This window comes from Ensifer sp. Root278, from assembly GCF_001429285.1.
Classification (GTDB): domain Bacteria; phylum Pseudomonadota; class Alphaproteobacteria; order Rhizobiales; family Rhizobiaceae; genus Ensifer.
In genome coordinates this window covers 386,627-402,883 of the sequence record NZ_LMJJ01000001.1, presented here as the reverse complement: position 1 = coordinate 402,883, position 16,257 = coordinate 386,627, and the positions used below count along the sequence as shown (strand labels likewise).

The window sequence follows — 16,257 nt, the reverse complement described above, 5'->3', positions numbered from 1 at the left end:
GGACAATTTGCCATGACCGACCCGTCGGCCACCTCCGCTCCGTTCGCCGCCAACGAGAAGCTTGGCGCCCTGCTCGTCTTCGGCTCGGCCTTCTTCTGGAGTTTCGGAGGAGCCATCGCCCGCTTCCTGGAGATCCCCGACAGCTGGACGATCGTCTTCTGGCGCTGCCTGTTTGCCGGCCTCTTCCTGCTTGCCTTCATGCTGGTGCGCGACGGACCGCGCGGCACTCTGGCACTCTTCAAGGGCATGGGCTGGCCAGGCATCGCCGTCGGGCTCTGCTTCACCATCGCCTCGACCTCCTTCATCATCGCCATTTCCTATACGACGATCGCCAATGTCGTGCTGCTCGGCGCCGGCGTGCCGCTGTTTGCGGCGCTGATGAGCTGGATCCTGTTTCGCGAGCGGGTATCGCGCTTCACCTGGGGCGCGATCACGGCCGTCATCGTCGGGGTCGCGATCATGGTATCGGAGAGCCTGACGGGCAGTGTGTCGCCGGTCGGCGATGCGCTGGCGCTGCTGATCCCTGTGGTCTTCGCGCTGGCAACCGTCATCACGCGCCGCTATCCGCATGTGCGGATGACGCCCGCCACCTGCTTCGGCTGCTTCGCGGCCAGCGCCATTGCGGGGGGCCAGTCTTCCGGGCTTGCGGTGACATCGGGCGAATTGGCACTTCTCTTCGTCTTCGGCGCCTTCAACCTCGGGCTCGGCATGGCGCTCTTCGTCACCGGTGCCCGGCTGGTGCCTTCGGCGCTGGCCGCTCTGCTCGGCACCGCCGAAACCGTGCTCGGTCCGCTCTGGGTCGCGATCATTCATGGCGAAGTGCCGAGCAGCCGGACGATCATCGGCGGCACCTTCATCTTTCTGGCGCTGCTTGCCTATCTCTTCAACGAGTTCCGGCGGGCGCAAACCATCCCCACACGGCCGGTCCGCACGCCGACGCCTTGACATCCACGGCCAAAACCGGGAAGCCATGGACTTTCTCGATGAAGGACCGACCGCCGATGGCCGAAAGCAAAACCAAAGACGACAAGCCGTTGTTCGGCCGGCCGTGGATTTTCATTCGCGGCGTGCCCGCCATGAAGTTCCTGCCGCCGGAGGGACCGGTGGAAATCGCCTTTGCCGGCCGCTCGAATGTCGGCAAGTCGTCGCTGATCAATGCGCTGGTCGGCCATAAGGGGCTGGCGAGAACCTCCAACACGCCGGGCCGCACGCAGGAACTCAACTACTTCGTACCCGATGGCTATTCCGGCGAGGCCGACGACCTGCCGCCGATGGCGCTCGTCGACATGCCGGGCTACGGCTATGCCCAGGCGCCAAAGGACCAGGTCGACGCCTGGACGAAGCTGGTGTTCGACTATCTGCGCGGCCGCTCGACGCTGAAGCGCGTCTATGTGCTGATCGACTCCCGCCACGGCATCAAGAAGAATGACGAGGACGTGCTCGCCCTGCTCGACAAGGCGGCTGTTTCCTACCAGGTCGTCCTCACCAAGACCGACAAGATCAAGGCCGCCGGCGTGCCGCGGCTGATCGCCGAGACGCTCGAGAAGATCAAGAAGCATCCCGCAGCTTTCCCGGAGGTTCTCTCGACCTCCTCGGAAAAGGGCCAGGGGATCGACGAACTGCGTGCCGCGATCGGCACGGCGATCGCCCGCTAAGGGGATCCTGGAAAGCGTTCGAAGCGCGTCTTGAACTGCGCGCTGCGCACGGGGTCGATCGACCCAAAGTCTTTGATCTCTGTCACTACCCCGATATGCAATCCGCTCTATCTCTGCGTTGCGTCCACATCGGTGGCGCGGCCAGAGATAGGAGAAAGTCATGTCCGATTTGATCGTTGTCGGGTTCGATTCCCCTGAGGAAGCCGATAGGGTTCTGGTCCGGCTCGCCGGGCTGAAGAAGGAATACCTGATCGACCTCGAGGACGCGGTCGTGGTCGTGCGCGACACGGAAGGCAAGGTTCATCTCAAGCAGAGCCTGAACCTGACAGCCGTCGGTGCCACGTCCGGGCTGCTCTCCGGTTCGATCTGGGGCGGGCTCGTCGGCCTCCTTTTCCTCAACCCGCTGGCGGGCTTTGCGATCGGCGGCGCGCTCGGCGCCGGTGCCGGTGCCCTCTCCGGGTCGCTGACGGACTACGGCATCGACGACGAGTTCATCAAATCGCTCGGCAACACCATTCCGAACAATTCCTCGGCACTGTTCATCCTCGTGCGCAAGGTCCAGCCTGAGAAGGTGCTCGCCGAATTCCCGGACCTGCGCGGCCGCGTCCTGAAGACGTCGCTTTCACCGGAACAGGAGCAGAAGCTCCAGGCTGCACTCTCCGGCGCCGCGGCAGCCTCGCCGCCAGCCGGGTCGTTCTAATCCCGCCGCGCGACGCTAGCGCTCCCGCCGGAGCGCCTAGCTGGATTTGGCCGCCGGTACGAAGGCAAGCGCCAGGCCATTGATGCAATGGCGCTTGCCGGTCGGCCGTGGACCGTCATCGAAGATATGGCCGAGGTGCCCGCCACAGCGGCGGCAATGGCACTCCGTGCGGGTCATGGACAGGGAAGTGTCCTCGCGCGTTGCCACGGCGCCGGGCAGCGATTGCCAGAAGCTCGGCCAGCCGGTACCGCTGTCATATTTCGCCTCGGACGAATAGAGCGGAAGCGCACAGCCGGCGCATTGGAAGATACCCTTGCGCTTCTCGTGGTTGAGCGCGCTGGTGAAGGGGCGCTCCGTATCCTCATGCCGCAGGATTCGGTATTGGTCGTCGGTCAGAACCGCCCGCCACTCCTCATCACTCCTAACGATCTCGAAGGATTCGCCGCCGGCCGCCCGGGCGAGCGGCGTGAGACTTTGGATTGTCGGCAGCGCGGCGAATGCGGAGCCCGCCAACAGGAAGACGCGCCGGTTGATCATAGAAGCCTCCCCTACCGATCCTTTCGTGAGCATAGCGACCGGCCACAACGACGGCAAAACAATGCGGATCAAAGCACCGTGAGGCGCGGTTCGAAAAAGCCAGCGGCCATCTGGCCGCTGGCAAAGCGCCGGGACGACGAACCGCCGCCTCGGCGCAAGCTCGTCAACCCTTCGGCAGCAGCACCTTGTCGATCACATGGATGACGCCGTTCGACTGCTTGACATCGGCGATCGTTACCGTCGCCGTGCCGCCGGTCTCGTCGGTCAGCATCAGCTTGCCGCCATCCTCCTTGGCCCTGAGAACGCAACCGCCGACGGTCTTCACGTCATGTTCGCCACCGTCGTCCTTGATCATGCCTGATATCGCCGAGGACATCGCGTCGGCGGCAACAACGTGGCAAGTCAGAATCTTGGTGAGCTTCTCCTTGTTTTCCGGTTTAAGAAGTGTCTCGACCGTGCCCGCGGGCAGCGCGTCGAAGGCGGCGTTCGTCGGAGCGAACACCGTGAACGGGCCCTTGCCCTCCAAGGTTTCTACCAGACCGGCTGCCTTGACGGCCGCGACCAGCGTGGTGTGATCCTTCGAATTGACGGCGTTCTCGACGATATTCTTCTCCGCATACATCGGCGCGCCGCCGACCATCGGATTTTCGGCATGGGCGACAAGTGCGCTTGCCGCAAGAAGGGACGCTGTCGCCAGAGTGCGGATAGCAGACGTGAACATCTTTCTCTTCCTTCCTGTTGAGGGAGGCGACGCGTGAGCCGCCCCGCCGAAGCTGCCGTTCCCACCGCGGGAACATAACAAGCAACGGAAGCGCGAGAGAAAGAGTTTCAGGAATTTTCCTGAAACGTATCTATCTGATAGAAAATGGGAATTCTTGCTCTATGGCGGATTAGAGGTTTCGCGCCTTGCCGAGCGCGATGATCGGCCCGGTCGCCGATCCGGTCGGCGACCCGCCCAGCGGCTCGACGCTGACCGCAAGAACCGAGCCGGTCGAAATTCTCGACCGGAAGGCCGATGGAACGGCGATCTCGCCTTCGCCGGACTGCGGCAGCACGCCGAGCGAGATCGCCGGATTGCTGCCATTGATGAGCCAGAGCTCAAGCGATTTCTGCTCCGCCTGCCTTGCTGCAACCGGCGTTACCTTCAGCCGCCCCGATGCCCGATCGAAGTGGGCGACGAGATCGATGGCAGTACCTTTGCCGGCGAGTTCCGCGACGAGCGAGGTGCCGGCCGAAGGCGCTTCGAACAGGCTGGCGAGCGAAGCGCCCATGACCATGACAGCGGCGAGCGAAGCCAGTGCCAGGCTCCGCCAAAGGGCCAGTGAGTTCCACAGCCCGCGGCGCGGCGTGACCGGCTCGGGCCGCGCCGTTTCGAAGAGCCGCCGCTCGATTGCCGAAAAGCTCCTGGGTGGGGGCACCACCGCGTCATAGGCCTCGTCGAAGGAGGAGAGATTGCTCTGCCAGCGGTCGACCATGGCGGCGAAGTTGCGATCGGAGGCAAGACGGGCCTCGACCTTGCGTCGGTCGTCAGCAGACAACACGCCAAGCACATATTCGCCGGCGATCACCTCGTCGCGGCGGAAGTCTCGGCCCTCTGGGGTTGGTGTCGTCATCGCTCCATACACTCTCGCAACTTCATGAGGCTGCGCCTCAACCAAGTCCGCATCGTGTTCAGCGGCACAGCGAAGGTATCCGCCAGTTCCTGGTAACTCAGACCTTCGACATAGGCACGCCGAACCGCCTCCGCGCGGTCCTTTTCAAGCTCCTCCATGCAGGCATCGATCCGCCTGCCCTCTGCTCTGACGACCGCCGATTTTTCCGGATCGGCAGCAGGATCAGCCAAATCGTAGGCTTCGTCAATCGCGTTGGCGGCCGGTTTTCGCGCCCTGACGACGTCGATCGCCTGATTGCGTGCAACGGCCGCCAGCCAGGACGTCGCCGCCGCCTGTCCTTGGGAAAATCGGTCAGCCCGCTGCCAGATCTTGACGTAGATTTCCTGCAGCGCTTCTTCCGCTTCACCCCGATTTCCGAGGATACGAAGGCAGATGCCGAAGAGTTTCGGGCTCGTCTGCCGGTAGAGTTCGGCGAAGGCGTCGCGATCGCCAAGCGAGACGCGACCAAGCAACTCGGCTACATCCTCCTCGATCATTCAGCGTGCGCCCCAAAATCTCGTCCGTAAACAGAGATAGGGCGCGGATCACAATGCACCAGCCATCTCCGTCATTCCGGCTTTATATTGCTCGCCGATCATTCCATCGGTCCGGAACTTGCGCTAAACAGCAGCCGGTATTTTTCGAGGGTCCGCCATGTCCGCCAATGAAAGTGAAATCCAGGCACGCCTGCTCACCCAGGCCCTGCCCTATATGCAGCGCTACGAAAATAAGACGATCGTCGTCAAATATGGCGGCCATGCCATGGGCAACAGCGAGCTCGGCCGCGCCTTTGCCAGCGACATCGCGCTTCTGAAGCAGTCAGGCGTCAACCCGATCGTCGTGCACGGCGGCGGCCCGCAGATCGGCGCGATGCTGACGAAGATGGGCATCGAATCGAAGTTCGAGGGCGGTCTGCGCGTCACCGACGAGAAGACGGTCGAGATCGTCGAGATGGTGCTGGCCGGCTCGATCAACAAGGAGATCGTCGCGCTGATCAACCAGACGGGCGAATGGGCGATCGGCCTTTGCGGCAAGGACGGCAACATGGTCTTCGCCGAAAAGGCGCGCAAGACCATCAAGGATCCGGATAGCAACATCGAACGCGTCCTCGATCTCGGCTTCGTCGGCGAAGTGGTCGAAGTCGACCGCACGCTGATCGACCTGCTCGCGCGCTCGGAGATGATCCCGGTCATCGCACCGGTGGCGCCCGGCCGCGACGGCCACACCTACAACATCAACGCCGACACCTTCGCCGGCGCCATCGCCGGCGCGCTGAACGCCACGCGCCTCCTGTTCCTGACGGATGTTCCGGGCGTTCTCGACAAGCAGGGCAACCTGATCAAGGAGCTCTCGGTTTCCCAGGCCCGCGCGCTGATCGCCGACAGCACGATCTCCGGCGGCATGATCCCCAAGGTCGAGACCTGCATCGAGGCGATCAAGGCGGGCGTCCAGGGCGTCGTCATCCTCAACGGCAAGACGGCCCACTCGGTGCTGCTCGAAATCTTCACCGAGCGCGGAGCCGGCACGCTGATCGTGCCCTGATCGGCTTTAACGACCTACACCGTATCAAACAAAGAAGCGGGAGACGGCATCGGCCTTCTCCCGCTTTCCTTTTGAGGGCGGTGCCCGATCAGCCCTTGTAGATCTCGGTCGCTGCGGCTTTCAGCTTCTCCATCATCACCCGGTAGGGGAACGGGCCATAGCTGATGCGCGCGACGCCGGCGCGGGCAAGCGTCTTCACGTCGGGCGCTGCCGGCCGCATCATGATGTTGACCGGCAGGCTGGAGGCAGCACAGACCTTGGCAATCAGCCCTTCGTCGACCAGCCACGGAACGAAGAAACCGTTGGCGCCCGCTTCGGCAAAGGCCTTGCCGCGCGCGATCGCCTCGTCGACGAGGCCGCCGTGTCGCGTCTCATCGCTCTCCTGCAGGAACAGGTCGGTGCGGGCATTGATGAACAACGGTATGCCGCGCCTATCGGCCATCTCGCGAATGGCGCGGATGCGTGCCGCCTGCTTGTCGACCGCATGCACGCCGCCCTTGCCGACCACCTGGTCCTCGAAATTGATGCCGATGGCACCGACATCGAGAATGCGCGAGACATTGGCGGCACCCGTCGCCGGATCGTCGGAATAGGCGCCTTCGAAGTCAACGGTGACGGGCAGTTCCGTCGAAGCCACGATCAGCCGCGAGACATCGGCGAGCCACGCCATCGGCACCTTCTCGCCATCGCCGAAACCATGGGCGGCCGCCACCGACCAGCTTCCGGTGGCAAGAGCCTTGGCACCGGCTTCGGCCACGGCCTTGGCGCTGCCGGCGTCCCAGATATTATAGAGCACCACCGGGTCGCCCTTCCGATGCAGGGCAGCAAAGGCGAGCGCCTTTTCCTTCTGGCTCATTGCATTTCCTCCACGAACAATCCCTTGGGTTTCAGTTTTCCTTCGTGCCGGAGCAGCCATTGCTTCCGCCAGAGCCCGCCGCCATACCCCGTCAGTGAACCGTCCGAGCCGATACAACGGTGGCAGGGGATGACAATCGCGATCCGGTTGGAACCGTTGGCCTTGGCCACGGCACGCGCGGCCTGGATCGTATCGACCTCGCGGGCAATGTCACCATAGGATCGCGTTTCGCCGACGGGAATTTTGGCAAGCTGCGCCCAAACGTTGCGTTCGAAGGCCGTTCCGCCCGGTGCGAGCGGCGTTTCGAAAGCGCCCGTTTTGCCCGCGAAATAGGCGTTGAGCTCGCTTTCGATCTCGTCGATCGGCCCCGTTCTGCCTGATACAATGGCCGAGCGTGTCCCTTTCTTCAGTTTCTCCAGTTCGGTCGGCAGCGCCTTGCGGTCGTGGAACTCGAGCAGATGCAGATGCGTGGCATCGGCAACGGCGACCATGGGCCCGAGCGGCGTTTCGATCCAGTCGGAGAAAAGCAGGGCCCTCCCCTGCGCTGCCGCCGGTGCGTCGCCGAGCAGCCGCTGGAACGCAGCGCGAAAGCCGCTTGGCGATTCATATCCGGCTTCGAGCTGGGCATCGATCACCCGGCCGCCGTCGGCAAGCTGGCGGGCGGCGAGCCCCAGGCGACGGTGCCGCGCGAGATCGAGGAAGGTGATACCGAGGCTGCGCTTGAAAGCGCGCCGCACCGTCGAGGGATCGAGGCCACGGCGAACGATATCGTCCTCACTCCAGCGCCGTTCCGGTGCCGCTTCCAGCGCCTGCAGCAGGTCCTCGACGAGCGGGTCCTTGGCGCCGAACGTCGCGAGCGGCCGGCAGCGCTGGCATGGACGGAAACCCGTCTCCAGGCAGGTCCCGATAGAGCCCACGAAGATCGTGTTCTCGCGCTTCGGTTTGCGGGCGGGGCAAGACAGGCGGCAGAAGACGCCTGTCGTCTTGACGCAAACGAAGGCAGCACCTTCGTATTCGGTGCTTCGCGCGATCAGCGCGTCGTAGAGCGTTTCATCGGAGGGAAGATCGAACAACATGCAGGCGTTCTACCACGCCCGCATGCGCGAAGGCGCCGGTTTTCGGGCGCCTATTTTTTCAGATCAGCACGCGTTTTCAGATCAGTACGAGCATCACCACGCCGAGCACGATCAGCAGGCAGCCGAAAAGTTCGAGCCGGTTGATCCATTCGCGGAAGATGAAGAAGGACGAGGCGAAGGTGAAGAGCATTTCCACCTGCGCCACGACCTTGACGACAGCGGCCTGCTGCAGCGTCATCGCCATGAACCAGCCGAAGGAGGCGGATGCGCCGACGAAGCCGACGACGAAGGCGGGCTTCCAGGCGGCGGCGATGCGTGGCAGCTCGTCACGCTCGCGAAGCACGATCCAGATCAGCATGACCACGGTCTGCAGCAGGATGACGAATCCGAGCGTATAGCTCGCCTGCATGATGTAGTCGGGCGCCGGAAGGCTCGGCGCGAGCGCCAGTGAGGCCGAACGATAGGAAACGGCCGAAAGACCGAAGAACGTACCTGACAGCAGACCGATGCCGGCCGTGCGACTGAACACCGAGGTCACGAGCGTGCGTGGGCTGAGTGTCGTGCGCGCCACCGAGATCAGCATCACGCCGACGACCGAGATGGCGATTGCCACCAGGGTTCCCTGGCTCGCCTTTTCGCCGAGGAAGATAAGGCCAAACACCGCCGCCTGCGCCGGCTCGGTGCGGGAATAGGCAGTGCCGACAGCAAAGTTGCGGAACGAGAAGAGGTGGACGAGCAGGAAGGTCGCAGCAATCTGCGCCAGCCCGCCGATAATAGCCCAGAGGAAGAACGTGCCATTCGGCACTGGAAGCGGACGACCGGCCACCTGCCAGAGCAGAAACAGATAGAGAAAGGCGAAAGGCAGGCCGAAGCCGAAGCGCACGAAGGTCGCGCCCGTCGTGCCCATGACGCCTTTCAGGTGTTTCTGCATGGCCGAGCGGACGTTCTGAAGGAATGCCGCAGCGACGGTGATGAGGACCCAGGTTTCCATGGCTGCGAGCTAGCACGCGGCTCCCGGCATTGCCAAGGCCCCGCGCGCTCCAGCGTTTCAGTCCGCCTTTTCCTGAGCCTCGGCGAGCACAACGGACGGATTGATCGCGATCCGCGGCGCCTCGTCCTCAAACGTCTTCACGCGCTGATCGTAGTTGGGTGCGAGCGTGCCGAGCACACGATCCCAGAACGAGAAATAGTTGGCGTAATTGTATTTGAAGCCTGAATGGTGCTGGTCATGGAACGTCGTGCACAACAGGGGAGACGGATAACGGGCCGTCGACGTGGCGAAATACTCGAAGCCGCAATGCCCGATCATGCCATTGAAATGCTCGAACAGCCTATGCCCGATGAGGATCACTGGCGGAAACGGCACGACGAAAACGACGACGGCGGAAAAGCTCTGAAGCAGGAAGTTGTCAAAGACATCTTCCGAATAGGTGCTCCAGATCGTCGGCGCGACGCTTTTATGATGCAGGGCATGCAGCGGATAGAGCCACTTGGTGTGCAGCAGCCGGTGCATGAAATAGAACCAGGCATCGTAGAGGATCATGCTGAGCACGAAGAACGGCACCGCCCACCACCAGCTGAAATCCCAGGGTGCCGGCGCCCAGCCTTTCTGCTGCGCATAGAGGCCGATCGTCAGCGGCAGGCAGGCGCTGAACATCGATGCCAGGCTCTGGCGGATCTCGGCTTTGCGCCGCTTGTCGGAGCCGCGTCCCTTCTGGATCTTTCGCTCGGGATTGCGCTCGTTGAGCCAAGTGATGCCGTAACCGAGCGCGAAATAGGTCCCGACAGTGAACGAATAGAATCCGAACAGAAACAGCAGATAGAACAGTTCGTCCGACATTGGCACCTACATTCCCCCGAGCCAAAACCGCGCGCCGGAAGATGCCACGCCGGTTTGACAATTCAAAGTGGAATTCTATGCGCCAGCATTGCGGCCCGAGCAGCGATTTGCATTTTTCTCATTTGCCGCCACCTTTCCCCATGTCATAAGGCGGTCATGAAAAAGCTCAACCGCCTGCCGAACCAATCCGACTTCGCCCATGTCACCGACTGGGTCTTCGACCTCGACAACACGCTCTATCCGCACCACGTCAACCTGTTTGCGCAAATCGACCGCAACATGACGGCCTATGTGGCGAAGCTTTTGTCGCTGGACCCGGCCGATGCGAAGAAGCTGCAGAAAGACTACTACCGCGACCACGGCACGACGCTCAAAGGTTTGATGATCCACCACGGCATCGACCCGAACGAGTTCCTCGAGCAGGCGCATGCGATCGACTACTCGATCGTGCCGCCGGATCCGGCACTCGGCGAAGCCATCAAGTCGCTTCCAGGCCGCAAGTTCATCTTCACCAACGGCAGTGTCGCGCATGCGCAGATGACGGCGCGAGCGCTCGGGATCCTCGACCATTTCGACGACATCTTCGACATCGTTGCCGCCGATTTCGTGCCGAAGCCGGCTGGTGAGACCTATGACAAGTTCATGAGCCTGCACCGGGTCGACACCCGGAACGCCGTGATGTTCGAGGACCTGCCGCGCAACCTCCTGGTGCCGAAGGCGCTCGGCATGAAGACGGTGCTGCTGGTGCCGCACAACCTCGAATATACGTTCGCCGAATCCTGGGAGAAGTCGAACGATACCGACGAGCAGATCGACTACGTGACGGAGGACCTCACCGGCTTCCTGCGCCACGTCCTGTCCGATCTCTGACCGACACAATTTGGCCGGCAAAAAACCTCTTTCCGGCCAATGACTTAAATTACGAAAGTTTAACTGGAACGGCGCGCTTCACCGGCTATCCTTTCGATCAGGGACAACCCGATCGAAAGGAAGCATGATGCCGAACAAGATCCTGATCCTTACCGTGACCGCGCTCTCAGTCGCCGTCACCGGCATGGCCGGCCCCTCTTTTGCCGCGCGCGAAAAGATGACGCCCGAGCAACGGGGCGAGCGCATGATCCAGCGGCTCGACACCGACAAGGACCAGAAGGTTTCGCTCGCCGAGTTCCAGGCGCGGATCTCCGACAACTTCAAAACCTTCGACACCAATGGCGATGGCCAGATCAGCGCCGATGAGATGAAGGCCAAACGCGAAGCCTTCCGCGAGGCACGCAAGGCCTGGAAAGAGGCCAAGGACAAGACTGGCACCGAGCGCGAAGCGGCCCTTGCCAAGGTCAAGGAAGTTCGCCCAACGATGCTGCCGGGTCTCAGGCCGAAGGCCTTCAAACGCATCGACACCGATGGCAATGGCTCGCTCAGCGCGAGCGAAGTTTCGAGCGCCGCCGAGACCATGTTCAAGCGGCGAGACAAGAACGGTGACGGTGTCATCGACGCAGCCGACTTCACCAAGAAGATCTGACGGGAGCATCCCCCTCTTTCCACCGCCCGGTGGAGAGGCTCCTGCCTGACCCATAGCCCCTTGCAACCCGCGCAAGGGGCTATGTGCATTATTGAACGCCGCGCCTAGCGCCGCCCGTTCGCCATCGGCACCGACTTCGGATCGACGGTTTCGTAGAAGCGGGCAATGATCTCCCAGGCTTCGTCCGCCGTTTCGACAAAGTGTACCAGATCGATGTCATTGGGTGCGATCGTGCCAAACTCGGCAAGCGCCTCGAAGTTGACGATCGAACGCCAGAACTTTTCGCCGAAGAGAATGAGCGGCACCAGCGCCAGACGTCCGGTCTGCATCAGCGTCATCGTTTCAAAGAGCTCGTCGAGCGTGCCGAAGCCACCGGGGAAGACGGTGACGGCCTTGGCACGCAAGAGGAAGTGCATCTTGCGGATGGCGAAGTAGTGGAAGTTGAACGACAGTTCCGGCGTCACGAAGCGGTTCGGCGCCTGCTCATGCGGCAGCACGATGTTGAGGCCGATCGACGGTGCACCGACATCGTGGGCGCCGCGGTTGCCCGCCTCCATCACGCCAGGTCCGCCGCCGGTGACGACCACATATTCCTTGTGGTGCAGCTTGGCCGAATGCTCGGAGCAGAGCCGCGCGAACTTGCGCGCTTCCTCGTAATAGACCGAGGCCGCCTCGAGGTTCTTGCGCTGGGTCTCGTTCTTTGCCGCCCAGGCATCACCGCCGGGCTCGGGAATGCGGGCACCGCCGAACATCACTATGGTGGAATTGATGCCGCGTTCTTCCAGCATCATCTCGGTCTTCATGAGTTCGAGCTGCAGACGGACCGGGCGCAGTTCCTCGCGGCAAAGGAAATCGTCGTCGATATAGGCGAGGCGATAGGAGGGCGATGCCGATTGCGGCGTGATCGGGACCGTCTGCGCTCGCTGCCGGCTCTGCGAGCTGTCGGCCAGTGGATCCCAGACCCCGTCCTTGCGGCGCAGTGCGCGCTTCTTCATGCGTGCCATCGTGTCGTCTTTCTCGTCGCGTTCCGGACAATCGGCATCTCGGCCAGACGCGTCCTATCCTCAATCCTCGGTCATGAAGGTTGCAAGCGCACCACTGCGCTGCGCGCCCCTTGCGCGTCCCGAACGGGTGCGCGGCGCTGTAGTGCAGGAATCGCCCGGATTTGCCAACCCCGGGCAAGCGCATCGGCCTGAAAAGCCCTTCAACTTTTCAGGACCGGCTTCTACAGCGCCACACGTCCGCCAAGACGTGTCAAGATCGCTGCAGCACCTAGATCTGCTGCGTATTTTTGTCCTTAAATCGATTCCGATTTGAGGAATTATGCAGTAGAGCTTTCGCAGGATAACCGCCGAACTTTAAGGAATTCCGATGACGAACCACGACCTCACCTCCCTGTCGCAGACGATCGAGACCGCCTTTGAAGACCGCGATTCCGTCAGCACCGGAACGCGCGGCGCAGTGCGCGATGCCGTGGAGACGGCGCTGAACCTGCTCGACGGCGGCAAGGTCCGCGTTGCCCAGCGCGGCGAGGATGGCGTATGGACGGTCAATCAATGGCTGAAGAAGGCGGTGCTGCTCTCCTTCCGCCTCAACCCGATGGAAATCGTCAAGGGTGGACCGGGCCAGTCCGTCTGGTGGGACAAGGTACCGTCGAAGTTCGACGGCTGGAGCGTCAACGAATTCGAGAAGGCTGGTTTCCGCGCCGTACCGAACTGCGTCGTGCGCCGCTCGGCCTATATCGCCCCCAACGCGATCCTGATGCCATCTTTCGTCAACCTCGGCGCCTATGTCGGCGAAGGCACGATGGTCGATACCTGGGCAACCGTGGGCTCCTGCGCCCAGATCGGCAAGCACGTGCATCTCTCTGGCGGCGTCGGCATCGGCGGCGTACTGGAGCCGATGCAGGCCGGCCCGACGATCATCGAGGACAATTGCTTCATCGGCGCCCGCTCGGAAGTCGTCGAAGGCTGCATCGTGCGCGAGGGCTCGGTCCTCGGCATGGGCGTCTTCATCGGCAAGTCGACCAAGATCGTCGACCGCGCCACCGGCGAAATCACCTATGGCGAAGTGCCGCCCTATTCCGTCGTCGTCGCAGGCTCGATGCCATCAGGCTCGACCATGGGCAACGGCCAGCCGGCACCGAACCTCTATTGCGCCGTCATCGTCAAGCGCGTCGACGAGAAGACCCGCTCGAAGACCGGCATCAACGAACTGCTGCGGGACTGATGCGATGACACCGGAGGGGCCGCAGCCGAGCATGACCTGGCTGTTCTTCAGCCCCTCTGGTCGCATCGGCCGCCTGCCCTTCTTCCTGTCCTGGCTGTTCTGGTTCCTCATCGGCGGCTTCATCGTCGCCAGGATGGTTGCCAACGAAGAACACGAGACGGCGCTGGCCCTCTGGACACTGGCGTTCGCCATCTCGGCGATCGTCTCCCTGCCCTCGATCGCCATGCTGGCGATCAAGCGCCTGCACGATATCGGCTATCCCGGACCGCTCTCGCTCTGTCTGTTCATTCCCGTCCTCAGCCCGGTGGTTTTCATCGCGCTTTGCCTGTGGCCGGGTGAGCCGGGACCCAACGAATTCGGCGCGCGCAGCGACCAACCGGGAATCTAGACACGATGATTTTGGATCGGATCGACCCAAAATCACAAACGGATCGTTTCCTGTAAGTTGGAGCGGGATACGGGCGGAAAACCGTGCACACCTTTCCTCATCCCGCTCTGGACCCTTCGCCCCTGTACAAGAACCGTGCGAGCGCGTATGTAGCGCGCCATGACAGGCCCGCGACGTGCTGGCCACGGCAATTCGCGCCAATGACGATCCGATCGTCCTGGGCATGACGACCGAAATCCGAAAGACACGATATGACTGAATTCGAAGGGATCGCGCCTGCGATCGCCGAGGCGTTGGCAAAACGCGGTTACAACGAATTGACGCCGGTTCAAAAGGCGATGCGCGACCCGGAGCTCGCCGACAGGGACGCGCTGGTCTCGGCGCAGACCGGTTCCGGCAAGACGGTCGCCTTCGGCCTTGCGCTCGCGCCGACCCTGCTGGGTGACGAGCGCCGCTTCGGCCCGGCCGGCGCACCGCTGGCGCTGGCGATCGCCCCGACGCGCGAATTGGCGCTGCAGGTGAAGCGCGAGCTCGAATGGCTCTACGAACAAACCGGCGCGACCATCGCTTCCTGTGTTGGCGGTATGGACATGCGTACCGAGAAGCGGGCGCTGGAACGCGGCGCGCACATCGTCGTCGGCACGCCCGGACGTCTTTGCGACCATATCCGCCGCAACTCGCTCGACATTTCCTCGCTGCGCGCCATCGTGCTCGACGAGGCCGACGAGATGCTCGACCTCGGCTTCCGCGAGGACCTCGAATTCATTCTCGAGGAATCCCCCGATGACCGCCGCACGCTGATGTTCTCGGCAACCGTGCCGAAATCGATCGCGACGCTTGCCAAGAACTACCAGCGCGACGCCGTGCGCATCAGCACCGCTTCCGAACAGAAGCAGCATGTCGACATCGAATATCGCGCCCTGACGGTGGCGCCGAACGATCGCGAGAACGCGATCATCAACGTGCTGCGCTACTATGAGGCCAGAAACGCGATCGTCTTCTGTTCGACCCGCGCCGCGGTCAACCACCTGACCGCCCGCTTCAACAACCGCGGCTTCTCGGTGGTGGCGCTCTCGGGCGAACTCAGCCAGAACGAACGCACCCACGCGCTGCAGGCCATGCGCGACGGCCGCGCCCGTGTCTGCATCGCCACCGACGTCGCCGCCCGCGGCATCGACCTGCCGGGCCTCGAACTGGTCATCCACGCCGACCTGCCGACCAACTCGGAAACGCTGCTGCACCGCAGCGGCCGAACCGGACGCGCCGGCCAGAAGGGGGTGAGCGCGCTGATCGTGCCGGTCAACCAGCGCCGCAAGGCCGAGCGCTTGCTCGACGGCGGACGGATCACCGCGACATGGGCGCGGCCACCGTCGGCCGACGAGGTCAGCCAGCGTGACGACGAGCGCCTGCTTGCCGACACCAGCTTTGCCGAGCCGATCCGCGAGGACGAGGAGGCGATCGTCGCAGCGCTCATCGAACGCCACGGTGCTGAACAGATGGCCGCTGCCTTTGTGCGCCAGTTCCGCTCGGGACGCTCAGCCCCGGAAGACCTGATCGAAGTTACTGTCGGCGCCAAGCCGCGCCGCGACGAACGCGCACCGCGCGATGACCGTGCACCGCGCGAGGACTTCGGCGCCGAACGGGCGGACTTCAGCGACGGCAGCTGGTTCTCGCTTTCGGTCGGCCGCAAGCAGAGCGCCGAGCCGCGCTGGCTGATCCCGATGCTCTGCCGCCACGGCAAGCTGACGAAGCGCGACATCGGCGCGATCCGCATGCAGCAGGAGGAAACCTTCGTCGAGATGACCTCCGAGGGTGCCGAACGGTTCCTGTCGGCCATCGGCAAGGACAAGATGCTGGAGAAAGGCATTCGGGTGAAGCCGCTCGCTGGCGCGCCTGACCTTTCGCAGCAGCGTCAGGAAAAGCCGAGTTACTCCAAGGACAAACCAAACTTCTCCAAGGACAAGCCGGGCTTTGCCAAGAAGCGCCCCTATTCCGACGATGCTGTGCGGAGCGATGATCGCGGCGACTTCAAGCCGAAGCGGAAGTTCGAAAAGAAGGCCGCCTATTCCGATGGACCGGCCCATACCGAGGACCGGCCGCCGGCCAAGGGTGCCGACAAGCCCTGGAACAACAAGAAGAAGGGCAAGCCGGACGCCAGCAAGGACGGCGGCTTCAAGCCCAAAACCAAGCCCAAGGGCAACGCCAAGAACCGCCAGGGCTAAGCCGACACCGGCAGAGTTCTCAGTCAATTAAAAAGCGCCGC

Annotated in this window: 18 protein-coding genes; 9 read left to right on the top strand and 9 right to left on the bottom strand. The window is 62.9% G+C overall.

Features of this window, described 5'->3' with window-relative positions; all coding sequences use genetic code 11:
- The first annotated feature begins 12 nt into the window (after positions 1–12).
- From ASE60_RS02000 to ASE60_RS01990, 3 genes are all read left to right on the top strand, one after another.
- Positions 13–945 (top strand): DMT family transporter, encoded by a 933-nt coding sequence (locus ASE60_RS02000; protein ID WP_057248055.1) that lies wholly within the window; start codon positions 13–15, stop codon positions 943–945.
- A 56-nt stretch (positions 946–1,001) separates the two neighbouring features.
- Complete coding sequence (gene yihA, locus ASE60_RS01995; protein WP_057248252.1) at positions 1,002–1,655, top strand: ribosome biogenesis GTP-binding protein YihA/YsxC; 654 nt, start codon at positions 1,002–1,004, stop codon at positions 1,653–1,655.
- Between the two features lie 160 nt (positions 1,656–1,815).
- Positions 1,816–2,355 carry a DUF1269 domain-containing protein gene (locus ASE60_RS01990; protein ID WP_057248054.1) on the top strand — a complete coding sequence of 180 codons (540 nt, stop codon included), beginning with the start codon at positions 1,816–1,818 and terminating at the stop codon, positions 2,353–2,355.
- A gap of 36 nt (positions 2,356–2,391) precedes the next feature.
- Here ASE60_RS01990 and msrB read toward each other — a convergent pair whose 3' ends face one another.
- The 4 genes from msrB to ASE60_RS01970 all read right to left on the bottom strand — a co-directional run bounded on the left by msrB (position 2,392) and on the right by ASE60_RS01970 (position 5,041).
- Positions 2,392–2,892, bottom strand: coding sequence for a peptide-methionine (R)-S-oxide reductase MsrB (msrB, locus tag ASE60_RS01985; RefSeq protein WP_057248053.1), 501 nt, complete (start codon positions 2,890–2,892; stop codon positions 2,392–2,394).
- Positions 2,893–3,055: 163 nt separating this feature from the next.
- A complete protein-coding gene (locus ASE60_RS01980; RefSeq protein WP_057248052.1) occupies positions 3,056–3,613 on the bottom strand; it encodes a fasciclin domain-containing protein in 558 nt (185 codons plus the stop codon).
- Positions 3,614–3,782: 169 nt separating this feature from the next.
- Positions 3,783–4,505 carry an anti-sigma factor gene (locus ASE60_RS01975; protein WP_057248051.1) on the bottom strand — a complete coding sequence of 241 codons (723 nt, stop codon included), beginning with the start codon at positions 4,503–4,505 and terminating at the stop codon, positions 3,783–3,785.
- A complete protein-coding gene (locus tag ASE60_RS01970; protein ID WP_057248050.1) occupies positions 4,502–5,041 on the bottom strand; it encodes a sigma-70 family RNA polymerase sigma factor in 540 nt (179 codons plus the stop codon). The genes ASE60_RS01975 and ASE60_RS01970 overlap by 4 nt, the downstream gene beginning before the upstream one ends.
- A 157-nt stretch (positions 5,042–5,198) precedes the next feature.
- On the opposite strand from ASE60_RS01970, the gene argB reads away from it, so the two are divergent.
- Entirely contained in the window at positions 5,199–6,086 is an 888-nt protein-coding gene (gene argB / locus ASE60_RS01965) for an acetylglutamate kinase (RefSeq protein ID WP_057248049.1), read from the top strand.
- Between the two features lie 88 nt (positions 6,087–6,174).
- Here the strand turns inward: argB and ASE60_RS01960 are convergent, their stop codons facing one another.
- From ASE60_RS01960 to ASE60_RS01945, 4 genes are all read right to left on the bottom strand, one after another.
- Complete coding sequence (locus tag ASE60_RS01960; protein WP_057248048.1) at positions 6,175–6,942, bottom strand: isocitrate lyase/phosphoenolpyruvate mutase family protein; 768 nt, start codon at positions 6,940–6,942, stop codon at positions 6,175–6,177.
- Positions 6,939–8,018 carry a trifunctional transcriptional activator/DNA repair protein Ada/methylated-DNA--[protein]-cysteine S-methyltransferase gene (locus tag ASE60_RS01955; RefSeq protein ID WP_057248047.1) on the bottom strand — a complete coding sequence of 360 codons (1,080 nt, stop codon included), beginning with the start codon at positions 8,016–8,018 and terminating at the stop codon, positions 6,939–6,941. Before ASE60_RS01955 ends, ASE60_RS01960 begins: the two co-directional genes overlap by 4 nt.
- A 76-nt stretch (positions 8,019–8,094) precedes the next feature.
- Positions 8,095–9,009, bottom strand: coding sequence for a DMT family transporter (locus ASE60_RS01950; protein WP_057248046.1), 915 nt, complete (start codon positions 9,007–9,009; stop codon positions 8,095–8,097).
- A gap of 57 nt (positions 9,010–9,066) precedes the next feature.
- Complete coding sequence (locus tag ASE60_RS01945; RefSeq protein WP_057248045.1) at positions 9,067–9,858, bottom strand: sterol desaturase family protein; 792 nt, start codon at positions 9,856–9,858, stop codon at positions 9,067–9,069.
- 156 nt (positions 9,859–10,014) lie between these two features.
- On the opposite strand from ASE60_RS01945, the gene ASE60_RS01940 reads away from it, so the two are divergent.
- Together ASE60_RS01940 and ASE60_RS01935 are read left to right on the top strand one after the other, a co-directional pair.
- A complete protein-coding gene (locus ASE60_RS01940; protein ID WP_082615700.1) occupies positions 10,015–10,728 on the top strand; it encodes a pyrimidine 5'-nucleotidase in 714 nt (237 codons plus the stop codon).
- Between the two features lie 127 nt (positions 10,729–10,855).
- Positions 10,856–11,377 (top strand): EF-hand domain-containing protein, encoded by a 522-nt coding sequence (locus tag ASE60_RS01935; RefSeq protein ID WP_162261268.1) that lies wholly within the window; start codon positions 10,856–10,858, stop codon positions 11,375–11,377.
- Between the two features lie 104 nt (positions 11,378–11,481).
- Here the strand turns inward: ASE60_RS01935 and ASE60_RS01930 are convergent, their stop codons facing one another.
- Positions 11,482–12,381, bottom strand: a complete 900-nt coding sequence (locus tag ASE60_RS01930; RefSeq protein WP_057248043.1) for an LOG family protein — start codon at positions 12,379–12,381, stop codon at positions 11,482–11,484.
- Between the two features lie 367 nt (positions 12,382–12,748).
- Between ASE60_RS01930 and dapD the strand changes: the two genes are divergently transcribed.
- The 3 genes from dapD (at position 12,749) to ASE60_RS01915 (ending at position 16,216) form a co-directional block, all read left to right on the top strand.
- Complete coding sequence (dapD, locus tag ASE60_RS01925) at positions 12,749–13,606, top strand: 2,3,4,5-tetrahydropyridine-2,6-dicarboxylate N-succinyltransferase (RefSeq protein ID WP_057248042.1); 858 nt, start codon at positions 12,749–12,751, stop codon at positions 13,604–13,606.
- 4 nt (positions 13,607–13,610) lie between these two features.
- Entirely contained in the window at positions 13,611–13,994 is a 384-nt protein-coding gene (locus tag ASE60_RS01920; protein ID WP_057248041.1) for a DUF805 domain-containing protein, read from the top strand.
- A gap of 251 nt (positions 13,995–14,245) precedes the next feature.
- Positions 14,246–16,216 (top strand): DEAD/DEAH box helicase, encoded by a 1,971-nt coding sequence (locus ASE60_RS01915; protein ID WP_057248040.1) that lies wholly within the window; start codon positions 14,246–14,248, stop codon positions 16,214–16,216.
- Positions 16,217–16,257 lie beyond the last annotated feature (41 nt).